A 12258-nucleotide genomic window follows, 5' to 3' on the forward strand; every position below is an offset into this window, starting at 1 on the left:
TTTTGCCGGCTCACGCGTTTAGCCCCGGACATCCACATCAAGGAGGCCCGCGTGGCTGAAGACAAAAAGCCGGTCATTCTCTGGTTCCGCCGTGATTTGAGGCTCGACGACAATCACGCGCTTCACGAGGCGGTGGAGACGGACCGGCCGGTCATATGCGTCTATATCCGCGAGCCCGAACAGCCCGATATCGGCCCGCTGGGCGGCGCGCAGGCGTGGTGGCTGCATCATTCGCTGATGGGGCTGCGGGAAAGCCTGAAGGCGCATGGCAACGATCTCTGCCTTCGCACAGGCTCGGCCGAAGACGTGCTGCAGGATATCGCCCGCACATCCGGTGCCGAATGCGTGTTCGTCAATCGCGCCTATGAGCGGACATCGGTGGATCGCGAGATCGCGCTGGCGTTGAAGGCCGCAGGCATCGGCATCAAGGCTTTCCATGGCCAGCTGCTGCATGATCCGAAAACGATCCGGACCGGCTCAGGCAACGCCTTCAAGGTCTATACGCCGTTCTGGAACGCCATGCAGAAGCTTGGAGAGCCGGGCGAACCGACGGACGCGCCGGAGACGATCGCGGCGCCTGATACGCATCCACACTCCGAATTGCTCGACGGCTGGAACCTGCTGCCGACGAAACCGAACTGGGCTACAGGTTTTTCAGAATTCTGGACCCCGGGTGAGGCCGGTGCGCAGGAAAAACTCGAAGACCTGATCGATGCCGATCTGCACGATTACAAACAGGGCCGCGATTTTCCGGGCACCGACGCCACATCAAAACTGTCTCCACACCTGGCGCTGGGTGAAATCTCCCCTGCCCGCATCTGGCATGCCACCAATGGGCTGGCGCAACGCCACAAGGATGATCTAGTGCATTTTCGCAAGGAACTGGCATGGCGGGATTTCTGCTACAATCTGCTGATCGAGTTTCCCGAGTTGCGCACGAAAAACTGGGACGACAAGTTCGATGCGTTCGAATGGGAATTCGATGCGAAGGATTTTGCCGCCTGGACCAAAGGGCTCACCGGTTATCCGATCGTTGATGCCGGCATGCGCGAACTCTGGCAGACCGGCTATATGCACAACCGGGTGCGGATGATCACCGCATCCTTCCTGATCAAGGATCTGTTGATCGACTGGCGGCGCGGCGAAGAATGGTTCCGCGACACGCTGCTGGATGCCGATCCAGCCAGCAACACCGCCAATTGGCAATGGGTGGCGGGTTCGGGTGCCGACGCCTCACCGTTCTTCCGCATTTTCAACCCGATCCTGCAAGGCGAGAAATTCGATCCGGGCGGCGATTACGTCCGCCACTGGGTGCCGGAGCTGGAAAAACTGCCGAAGAAATATATGCACAAGCCGTTCGAGGCGCCGGCCCATGTTCTGGCCGATGCCGGTGTCGAGCTTGGCAAGACGTATCCCAAGCCGGTCGTCAATCACGGCATGGCGCGAGACCGAGCGCTTGCAACGTATAAAGGCTTGAAGAGCTGAAAACAGAAAACCCGGCGTAGAGCCGGGTTTTCTTTGATCTTTGAACTGAGACGTCTCAGACGAGGCGGTTCTGTTCCAGCGCCGCTTCGATAAAGCTCTTGAACAGCGGATGCGGATCGAGCGGACGGCTCTTCAGTTCCGGGTGGTACTGAACGCCGATGAACCACGGATGATCCGGGTATTCCACCGTTTCCGGCAGAACGCCATCCGGCGACATGCCGGAGAATACCAGGCCGCAGCTTTCCAGCTTGTCCTTGTAGTCGACATTGACTTCGTAACGGTGGCGGTGACGCTCGGAAATGTCGGTCGATCCGTAGATCTCGGCAATCCGCGTGTCCTTCTTCAGGCTGGCATTGTAGGCGCCGAGACGCATCGTGCCGCCGAGATCGCCGGCAGCCGCGCGCTTTTCAAGCGCATTGCCCTTCACCCATTCCGTCATCAGGCCGACGACCGGCTCGCTGGTCGGACCAAATTCGGTCGAGGATGCCTGTTCGATGCCGGCGAGGTTACGCGCCGCTTCGACAACCGCCATCTGCATGCCGAAGCAGATGCCGAAATAGGGCACGTTACGCTCGCGCGCGAACTGCGCCGCCTTGATCTTGCCTTCCGAACCACGCTCGCCAAAACCGCCCGGCACGAGAATGCCGTTGACCTTCTCGAGGTAAGGCGCCGGATCTTCCTTTTCGAAGACTTCGGACTCGATCCACTCAAGCTTGACCTTGACCTGGTTGGCGATGCCGCCGTGATGCAGCGCTTCGATCAGCGACTTGTAGGCATCCTTGAGGCCGGTGTACTTGCCGACGATCGCGATCGTGACTTCGCCTTCCGGCTGACGGATACGGCTGGAGACGTCTTCCCATGCATCCAGACGCGGCTTGGGAGCCGGTTCGATGCCGAAGGCGGCCAGAACCTCGTTGTCGAGGCCTTCCTTGTGGTAGGCGATCGGAACGTCATAGATGTTGGCAACATCGAGTGCCTGAATGACCGCCGACGGGCGAACGTTGCAGAACAACGAAAGCTTGCGACGCTCGGCCTCCGGGATTTCGCGGTCGGCACGCACCAGCAGGATGTCAGGATGGATGCCGAGTGCCTGCAGCTCCTTGACGGAATGCTGGGTCGGCTTGGTCTTCAATTCACCGGCTGCAGCAATATACGGCATCAGCGTCAGATGCAGATAGATCGCGGTTCCGCGCGGCAGGTCGTTCTTGACCTGGCGGATCGCCTCCATGAACGGCATCGCCTCGATGTCGCCGACCGTGCCGCCGACTTCGCACAGAACGAAATCGTAGTCGTCATTGCCCTCGGTGACGAAATCCTTGATCTCGTTTGTCACGTGCGGAATGACCTGAACGGTTGCGCCGAGGTAATCGCCGCGACGTTCCTTGTCGATGATGTTCTTGTAGATGCGACCGGTTGTGATGTTGTCGGTCTTGGTCGCCGAGCGCCCGGTAAAGCGTTCGTAGTGACCGAGATCGAGATCCGTCTCAGCGCCGTCGTCGGTGACAAACACCTCGCCGTGCTGGGTCGGGCTCATCGTGCCCGGATCAACGTTGAGATAAGGATCGAGCTTGCGAAGCCGAACCCGGTAACCCCTCGCCTGAAGCAATGCTCCGAGGGCCGCGGCCGCAATTCCCTTCCCGAGGGAAGAAACCACGCCGCCTGTGATGAATACATATCGCGCCATGGGAGTCACCGGTTACCTTTTTAAGAATGATTCCGCCAGCCCTAATCGTCCGTTCTTCTGTTGAAAAACGACAGGGGAGAATCAGCACAAAACAAAACCGGCAGGCTTTTGGCCTGCCGGAGGTTCAAACTTTCGACCGGTATTACTGTCCGGTCGGGACAGCCGACGGATCGGCAGGAGCCGGAGCCGGCGTGGCCGGGGCAGCGGGTGCTGCAGCGCCGTTACCGGCTGCGGGAGCCGCACCGGACGGTACGCCATTATTGGCCGGCGGAGTTGCCGGTGCCGGGCCGAGCGAGTCGAGAATACCGGTGCCGGTGCCGCGCTGCTGCTCCGGAATACGATCGAGAATATCGGTCGGACGGGATTCGTAACGGGCGAGAATGCCGAGGCCGAGCGAGGTGATGAAGAACAGCGTCGCCAGGATCGCGGTGGTGCGGGTCAGCGCATTGGCCGTGCCGCGTGCCGACATGAAGCCGGAGCCGCCGCCGACGCCAAGGCCGCCGCCTTCGGAACGCTGAATCAGCACGACGCCGACAAGCGCGAGCACGATCAGGAGATGGATGACGATCAATACGGTCTGCATAACAATCCAGTCCGCCCCGGATGCCGAGGCCCAGTCAAATCTTTGCGGCTCTTTAGCCGAGGCGCGCGCGCTTTAAAAGCCCTTACGGCACGTTTTACGCGCTTTAACTCAGGCAACCTCGGCAACGAGCGGTTCACATGCGGCGTAAATGGCAAGAAAGTCGTCGGCTTTCAAGCTCGCACCACCAACAAGAACGCCATCGACGTTTTCGATTGCCATGATTTCGCCAGCATTGCCCGGCTTCACCGAACCACCATAAAGAATACGCATGGCGGCGCCTTCCCCGCCCAAACGCGCAACGAGTTCGGCGCGCATGAAGGCATGGGCAACCTCGATATCGCTGTTGGTCGGCGTCAGTCCGGTGCCGATCGCCCAGACGGGCTCATAGGCAATCACAGTGTTTTCCGCCGTGGCGCCTTCCGGCAAGGAATTGAAGATCTGGCGCTTCAGCACATCGAGCGTCTGGTAGGCATCGCGCTCGGCCAGTGTTTCGCCGATACAGACGATGGCGGTCAATTCAGCTTCATGAGCCGCTTCCGCCTTGGCGCGCACCAGATGGTCGGTTTCGGCGTGATCACCGCGACGTTCGGAATGGCCGACGATGACATGGGTGCCAAAGCAGTCTGCGATCATCTGCGCGGAAATATCGCCCGTATGGGCGCCCGAAACCTTCTGGTGGCAATCCTGCGCGCCGATCAGCAGCGGGCTATCGTCGCAGAGTGCTGTTGCCACATAGAGAAGGGTCGCGGGCGGGCAGAGAAGCGTTTCGACCTTTTCCGACAGGGGCGTCTTCACGCCTTCCGCCATGGCCTTGATCTGATCAAGCTCGGCGCGGGTGCCGTTCATTTTCCAGTTTCCGGCAATCAGCGGGCGAATGTCTGGCGTCATGAAAATCCTGTCCTCATCCCTATCGTTTCAGTTTGCCGATGCAAAAACTTGTCCGCGGCAAGCCCGGTCGTATCCAACTAAACCGTACTTAGCCAAGTCGGCAGAAAATTGGTATTCGAAAACGTCAACACGGTTCAAAACCATGGTTACCGGCGTCAGGTCCTGGCGTTTGTCAGGAGAAAGTTCAGAATTTCGCGCCAGTCGCTCATGCGCACCGGCGTGCCGTGGCCGCCGGTATTGAACAGCGTGAAACGAGTGGGGTATTTTTTGGCCAGCAGCGAGCGGAAAATGCTGATCTGATCTTCGGCCTTGTAGACCTTGTCGACGCTGCCATGGGTGAAAAACACCGGGATACGTACCTTTGCGGCAAGCGACGTCGGAAAATCCGGATCCGGCGGACCGCCGAGCACCGCCATGCCACTCAGATACCGCACGGCCTCCTTGTCGCGCGTGATGCCGGCACAGATGAAGCCGCCCATCGAAGCGCAGGTCAGGATGACCGGTCGCCCACCGGATTTTTCCGAAGCATGACGGATCAGCGCGGTGATATCCGCGACGCCCTTGTCATCGAAGCTTCGAACGCTCGGCGAATAATAGGTGCCGCCGTTTTCGACTGCGAGGTTTTTCAGACGGTTGAAATTGCCGCCGAAGGAATAGTCGTTGGCACCGAGGCGGCGATCCCCTCCCCGGCCGTGGATGAAGATCACGGTAAAAGCCGCGCCATCGCGTTTGCCGACACGGGTGACGTCGAGGCCGCGGCTACCGATGGAGAGCGTTTCGTTCTCCTGTGAACGGCGCACGCCGAGCGAGACGTATGGCGACTTCACCCGCCGTTCCGGCTCGCTGTCACGGCCGTTGATGTCACGCATTTCCTGGTAGTCGATGACCTTGAAGGCGCCGCCATCCTTGGTTTCCAGCACGGTCTGCTTTGAAAACAGCTCGTCCTTGAACGGTTTCAGCGGTCCGTCGGCGGCGACAACAGGTGAGGCTATTCCCAATGAAACCGCCAGAACCAGCGAGACACGCGACAAAAGAGCTGTGGACATGCGGCGTTTCATGGTGAGTGTGACCCTTTCAATCTTGCCTTCGACCGAGTGGCAAAGCATCACTTCGCCAAAAGCCGCTTTTGTGACCGTTCTTTGTTACCGTTTTCGGGCGGCATCGCGAAAAGGCCCGCTTTCTGGCAGAATTGCGGGCGATTCGAAACAGCACAAGATCGGGACGGCCGCGCATCGCGCCTCCCATCTCACGCAGACAGGTAGTAACGACGCCACCCATGGATGACAACGACCTCTTCGCCGCAATGCCCGCGCAGCCCAAGCCCGAGGCAAAAGAACCAGCACCGGAACCCGTTCGCGCTCAGCCGGCGACGCCGGCGACCGGTGGGGAATACGGCGCGTCGTCGATCCGCGTTCTCGAAGGTCTGGAGCCGGTGCGCATGCGTCCCGGCATGTATATCGGCGGCACCGATGCCAAGGCGCTGCACCATCTGTTCGCCGAAGTCATCGACAACTCGATGGACGAAGCGGTGGCCGGCCACGCGAATTTCATCGAAGTGCATCTCGATACCGAAGGATTTCTGACCGTCAGCGATAACGGTCGCGGCATCCCGGTGGAAAACCATCCGCAGGTTCCGGGCAAGTCGACGCTCGAAGTGATCATGACCAAACTGCATGCCGGCGGCAAATTCGACGGCGATGCCTATGAGACCTCCGGCGGTCTTCACGGCGTCGGCGTGTCGGTCGTCAACGCGCTTTCGGATGTTCTCGAAGTCGAGGTTGCCCGCAATCGCAAACTCTACAAGCAGGTCTTTTCCCGTGGCATGCCGCAGGGTGGGCTGCAGGAGCTCGGTGATGTTCATAATCGTCGCGGTACCCGCGTGCGCTTCCATCCCGATCCGCAGATTTTTGGCGAACATGCAAAATTCGAAGCCGGCCGCATCTTTCGCATGGCCCGTTCGAAGGCCTATCTGTTCGGCGGCGTTGAAATCCGCTGGAGCTGCGATCCCGGCATGGTGCCGGAAGGCGGGGACATTCCTGAAAAGGCAGTCTTCCATTTTCCCGGTGGCCTGAAGGATTATCTGGCAGCCACGCTTGGCAAGGAATTTACGGTTACCCGCGAGATCTTTGCCGGCCGCACGGAAAAAACCGGCGGCCACGGCGCCATGGAATGGGCGATCACCTGGTATGGCGGCGACCCTGCCCTGCATTCCTACTGCAACACCATTCCGACCCAGGAAGGCGGCACGCACGAGGCAGGCCTTCGTATCGCGCTCACCAAGGGCCTGAAGAACTACGCCGAGCTGACACAGAACAAGCGCGCCAAGGACATCACCACCGACGACGTGATGATCTCTGCGGTCGGCATGCTGTCGGTGTTCATCCGCGAGCCGGAATTCGTCGGCCAGACGAAGGACAAGCTCGCCACCGTCGAAGCCCAACGCATCGTTGAAAACACCCTGCGCGATCCGTTCGACCATTATCTTGCCGGCAACCCGAACGAAGCGGCCAAGCTGCTGGAATGGGTGATCGAGCGCTCCGAAGAGCGCATGCGCCGCCGCAAGGAAAAGGAAGTCAACCGCAAGACCGCGGTGCGCAAATTGCGCCTGCCCGGCAAGCTGGCCGATTGCTCGCAGAATACCGCTGAAGGCGCCGAACTGTTCATCGTCGAGGGCGACTCGGCCGGCGGCTCGGCAAAACAGGGGCGTAACCGCGCCAACCAGGCCATTCTGCCCCTGCGTGGTAAAATACTCAACGTCGGTTCGGCCAGCCGTGAAAAGCTGTCGGCCAACCAGCAGATCGCCGACCTCGTCCAGGCGCTCGGTTGCGGCACGCGTACAAAATACCGCGAGGAAGATCTTCGTTACGAGCGCGTCATCATCATGACCGATGCCGACGTTGACGGCGCGCATATCGCCTCGCTGCTGATCACCTTCTTCTATCAGGAAATGCCGGAGCTGATTCGCGGTAACCACCTCTATCTGGCCGTGCCGCCGCTCTACGTCATTCGCCAGGGTGCCAAGAGCGCCTACGCGCGCGATGATGCCCACCGCGCGGAACTGATGGAAACCATGTTCAAGGGCAAGAAGGTCGAAATCGGCCGCTTCAAAGGCCTTGGCGAAATGATGCCGGCGCAGCTGAAGGAAACCACGATGGACCCGAAGAAGCGCACGCTTCTGCGCGTTCTCATCGATGATGTCGATTTCGAGGGTACGCGTGAGGCGGTGGACAATCTGATGGGTACCAAGCCGGAAGCACGCTTCCGCTTCATTCAGGAACGCTCTGCCTTCGCGGAAAATCTCGATATCTGATCAAGGCCTGACAAAGCCTTTTCTACGCCGCCTCAGTCCTGCTGGGGCGGCGTTTCGCGTTCTTCGACGACCTTCATGACCGCAGAGATCAGTGCCGCCGCTTCATAGGGTTTGCGCACGACCGGCGCATCGAAACTGGCGGGAATGATCGAGCGGTCGCTGTAACCGGTGGCGAAAACGAAAGGCACGTTGCGCCTGGTCAGTTCCTCGGCGATCGGTAGCGAGGTTTCAGCCCCGAGATTGACGTCGAGGATGGCGACGTCGGGCGTGAAATCGCGCAGGCGACGCAGTGCCTCCGACGCGGACGGGGCAGTGGTCACCTTGCTGATACCGTGATCGGCCAGCATCGTTTCCACATCGGCGGCGACCAGCATCTGGTCCTCGACGAGAAGCAGGTCGAGTTCCGACATCAGCAAAACGGCCGCATCCTGCGGCTGTCCCGTGTTTTCCGCCAGTTCCGGCAGGATTTCAGTTTCGGCGATATGGATATGCTGCGCCGGGATCAGGAACCGTCCCTGGACACCATCCGACGCGTATTCAACCTTGCTCTTGCCACCGAGTTCAAACGGTACACTGCGATCGATCAGCACGGTGCCGAAGCCCGCACGCGACGGCGGTGTGACGGCAGGTCCCTTGCTTTCGCTCCAGTTCAGTTCGCAATCGCCATTGTCCAGCCGCTGCCATCTGATCTCCAGAAGGCCTCCTGTCACCGACAGCGCGCCATATTTGGCGGCATTGGTCGCCAGTTCGTGCAGGACCAGCGCCATGACGGAATAGGCCCGGCTGTCGAGCCAGACATAGGGACCGAGCAGGGTGACGGTGCGGGCGCCGTCCCGGTAGGGTTTCAGTTCGGCTTCGAGCAGTTCATGAAGCGCACCGCCGTCGCCGCCGCGCACCACCTGATCGTGGGCGAAAGCGAGCGCCTGGATGCGTCCCTTCAGGGTGGCGATATAATCCTGAAGGTTGCGGCCTTCCTGTACGGGATGGCCGATCAGCGCCTTGATGACGGCAAGGATGTTCTTGACGCGGTGGTTGAGCTCCTCGTTGAGCATGCGCTGGCGCACATCCGCCTTGCCGCGCTCGTCCTCCAGCAACTCGTTATGGTGCAGAACGATTTCGACCAGAACGGAACGAATGGCCTCCGCGATTTCCTCCTCGCCGACCGTCCAAGGTTGCGATTGCAGATGCACGGTTTCCTTCCAGATCGCAAAACTCTTGCGTGGTGTCAGGCGGTCGCCAAGCGGGCCCGTCTCGTAGGATTTTTCGGGATTTCCGGCCCAGTTCACCGTCTGCACCACTTCGCGGCGGAAGAAGAACAGGTAATCGCGTGGACGCTGCGACAGCGGGATGGCCAGCACACCGCAAACCTCGGATGCATAAGCGACGGCTTCGGGAAGTTGGCCGACGAGATTGTGGGTTGACCAAGTGCGGCTGTTGGAAACGCTACCGATGAAATCTGCAAGTGCAGTAACCGCGCCGACCGGTGGAGCCATGCCCGAGGGCGTCCATTCGCCATCCAGCCAAAGGCCGATACCGTCGCTCGGAATCATCGCCCGGAATTCGGCGATCGATGTGCGCAGCAGTCCACCGAGATCGGTGTGATGCGACGCGGTCTGCAGGAACTGGTCGAGAAAACGACGCGCTTCGTTGGTGGTGTCTAGGATCTGCTTCTGCTGGAGTGCCGAGAGGTGCATCGACAGGAACTCGCCGAACATTTCGGCGGCAACCCGCTGGGTCAGCGACAGGGTTTTCGGGCTGTAGTGATGACAGGCGATCAGGCCCCAGAGTTCGCCATCGATGACGATCGAGATCGACATGGAAGCGCCGACGCCCATGTTGCGCAGATATTCGCAATGGATTGGCGAGACGCTGCGCAGATGCGCGAAGGAGAGGTCCAGCGGCAGGCCAGCCTCGTCCAGCGTCGGAACAACCGGAACACGATGGCCTTCGGCATCGGAAATGATGCGGATAGTGTTGCGCAGGTAGAGGGTTCGCGCCTGTTTCGGGATGTCGCTTGCCGGAAAATACTGCCCCTTAAAGCTCTCGAGGTCGCGGCGCTTGTATTCGCTCACCACCTGGCCTGCGCCATCCTGCTCGAACCGGTAGACCATGACGCGGTCGTAACCGAGCATGGCATACATCAGGCGGGTCGACTTCTCGATCAACTGACTGATGCTGGAAATGCTGCGCACGCGGCTGATCAGCATGCGCGCGGTTTCGAGCGGCTGGTCGGAATGGGCCGCAGCCGGCTGGAATTCGATAATGACGGAGGTCTCGACACGATGCACGGAGACGTCGAAAGCGCCAGCCTCGTTGACATGCACACCCATGCGCAAGGCCGCCCGGCTCGGGTCATCCGATGTTGCCAACGCATTGCGCAGCGTATGGGCCGCCTCACCGCCGATTACTTCATCGAGGCGCAGTCCGTTGACCTCACCTGAAACGCCCAGCATGTCGGCAGCGTTGGCGGAATGGCGGGTGACCACGGCACCTGTGGCATCGCATGCCAGGAGGCAGCCATGTGGCTGGATGCTGCCTGGAATATGGATCGGTTCGCGGTCGCAATTGGTAAGATCGACCGTCATCTTGTCAGGCATGTATACTTTCCCTGAAAGCAGATCCGACTGCTTCCGATACGGCCAACCCATCGAAATCGACAGGGTTCCCGCGCAACCTCATCCTCTAGAACTCCGAAAACCAGACCGACGCCGCCGGCTTGCCGTGAGCGTTTCGTGTCCCTCCCGAAGGCATCGCTGCGAGATACCCGACAATGTACCACAGATATCAGCGCTTTAGCACGTGAGCAGATAGAGCACAGTCTTCAGATTTTCCAGATTACGCCGAAGGTTTCGTTTACGCATCGGCTTAAACAGCATCGCTGCCACACAGCTACTTTGTCACGATCTTCATATTTCTATCGTAAACTTGACCAATCGCAAGTGAGAGGGTTGCGATCCGGCCGCCAAAGGGTTCCCTTGCGCAGCGGGGTCACATGGCCCATATGCTGATCAACATTTCAGGGAAGAGCAGCCGGCTGTGAGTGCATTTGAAAAAAAGACACCATCCAAGGAACCGCGCTGGCTTGGACCGGTCGCGTCTTCCAGCGTTGCCTTGATTCCCTCCATTTCGGCGGCGCGCTGGCTGTTGGTGCTGGTTGTCTTTGCCGGCATTTATTTCTTCCACGGCTTCATCGTTCCGGTTCTGGCGGCTCTCGTCATCGGTTTCGCCAGCTGGCCGCTCTACAGACGCCTCCTTGCCCGCATCGGCGGCAGCACCACGCTCGGCGCAACGATTGCCATTCTCTTCATCATCACTTTCCTGCTGGTGCCGATCGGCATCGCCATTTCCTATACGACCGGAGAAGTGCGTGAATGGGTGGGCTGGGCGCTTGAGGTCAACCGCATCGGCGCACCCACGCCGGAATGGATCGCCACCCTGCCCTATGCCGGCTCATGGCTGGATAACCAGTGGACCAGTCATATCGGCGTGCCCGGCGCGATCGGCGAGTATATCCAGATCGTCAGCGGCGCCAATATCGGTAACATCTATCGCGCGGTCGTCGCGGCTGGCGGCGGCGCCTTCCACCTCGTTCTGACGCTGCTGTTCATGCTGATCGCGCTGTTTTTCGTCTACCGTGACGGTGCATCCTTCTCGCGCCAGATCGACCTGCTCGGCGAGCGCATCCTGCCGTCGCGCTGGGAGCGCATTTCGCGCGTCGTACCGGCCACGATCAGCTCCACCGTTACCGGCATGACGCTGATCGCCATCGGTGAAGGCATCGTGCTCGGCATCGCCTACTGGATTGCCGGCGTGCCCTCGCCCGTCACGCTCGGTGTCATCACCGGCGTCATGGCGCTGATCCCCGGCGGCGCACCGCTTTCCTTCACCCTCGTCTCCATCTACCTCGTTGCCAGCGGATCACCGTTCGCCGGTATTGCACTTCTGGTGTGGGGCAGTGTCGAACTCTTCATCGTCGACAAGACGGTGCGCCCGCGTCTTGTCGGCGGCCCGATCAAGCTGCCTTTCCTGCCGACCTTCTTTGGTCTTGTCGGCGGCGTGAAGACGATGGGCTTTCTCGGCCTGTTCATCGGCCCTGTACTGATGGCGTTGCTCGTGGCCGTATGGCGCGAGTGGGTGCGCGAAGTGGAACTGTCGGAGCCGCGCGAAGCGGAAGCGGCAAACATACCCGCCACGGAAACGCCAGCCGCACGCCGCGAGGTCGCATCCTCCTGATCCTGAATGACGCCGGCGGGCTTGCCTTGCTGGCGTCACGATCCTTGGCATAAACTCGTTCTGGAAACAGAACCG

8 protein-coding genes are annotated in these 12258 nt (G+C 60.2%); 3 read left to right on the forward strand and 5 right to left on the reverse strand.

The genetic code is table 11. The features are described 5' to 3' along the window. Positions 1-51 precede the first annotated feature (51 nt). Positions 52-1485, forward strand: coding sequence for a cryptochrome/photolyase family protein (locus GAO09_RS00775; protein ID WP_324184730.1), 1434 nt, complete (start codon positions 52-54; stop codon positions 1483-1485). A 55-nt stretch (positions 1486-1540) separates the two neighbouring features. Here the strand turns inward: GAO09_RS00775 and GAO09_RS00780 are convergent, their stop codons facing one another. The 4 genes from GAO09_RS00780 to GAO09_RS00795 form a co-directional block, all read right to left on the reverse strand. Further along, entirely contained in the window at positions 1541-3169 is a 1629-nt protein-coding gene (locus GAO09_RS00780; RefSeq protein WP_153352169.1) for a CTP synthase, read from the reverse strand. Between the two features lie 142 nt (positions 3170-3311). Beyond that, positions 3312-3752 (reverse strand): preprotein translocase subunit SecG, encoded by a 441-nt coding sequence (secG, locus tag GAO09_RS00785; protein WP_153352170.1) that lies wholly within the window; start codon positions 3750-3752, stop codon positions 3312-3314. A gap of 108 nt (positions 3753-3860) precedes the next feature. Beyond that, positions 3861-4640, reverse strand: coding sequence for a triose-phosphate isomerase (tpiA, locus tag GAO09_RS00790; protein WP_153352171.1), 780 nt, complete (start codon positions 4638-4640; stop codon positions 3861-3863). Positions 4641-4795: 155 nt separating this feature from the next. Then, positions 4796-5686 (reverse strand): alpha/beta hydrolase family protein, encoded by an 891-nt coding sequence (locus GAO09_RS00795; protein WP_153352172.1) that lies wholly within the window; start codon positions 5684-5686, stop codon positions 4796-4798. Positions 5687-5916: 230 nt separating this feature from the next. Between GAO09_RS00795 and parE the strand changes: the two genes are divergently transcribed. After that, the gene (parE, locus tag GAO09_RS00800; RefSeq protein ID WP_153352173.1) at positions 5917-7950 is read left to right on the forward strand and encodes a DNA topoisomerase IV subunit B; all 2034 of its coding nucleotides are present in this window, start codon (positions 5917-5919) and stop codon (positions 7948-7950) included. 32 nt (positions 7951-7982) lie between these two features. Here parE and GAO09_RS00805 read toward each other — a convergent pair whose 3' ends face one another. Next, positions 7983-10547, reverse strand: coding sequence for an HWE histidine kinase domain-containing protein (locus GAO09_RS00805; protein ID WP_153352174.1), 2565 nt, complete (start codon positions 10545-10547; stop codon positions 7983-7985). 439 nt (positions 10548-10986) lie between these two features. Here GAO09_RS00805 and GAO09_RS00810 point away from each other — a divergent pair, with 439 nt between their 5' ends. Next, the gene (locus GAO09_RS00810) at positions 10987-12183 is read left to right on the forward strand and encodes an AI-2E family transporter (RefSeq protein WP_324184731.1); all 1197 of its coding nucleotides are present in this window, start codon (positions 10987-10989) and stop codon (positions 12181-12183) included. The last annotated feature ends 75 nt before the right edge of the window (positions 12184-12258 follow it).

It is taken from the genome of Endobacterium cereale (genome assembly GCF_009617585.1).
GTDB lineage: Bacteria > Pseudomonadota > Alphaproteobacteria > Rhizobiales > Rhizobiaceae > Neorhizobium > Neorhizobium cereale.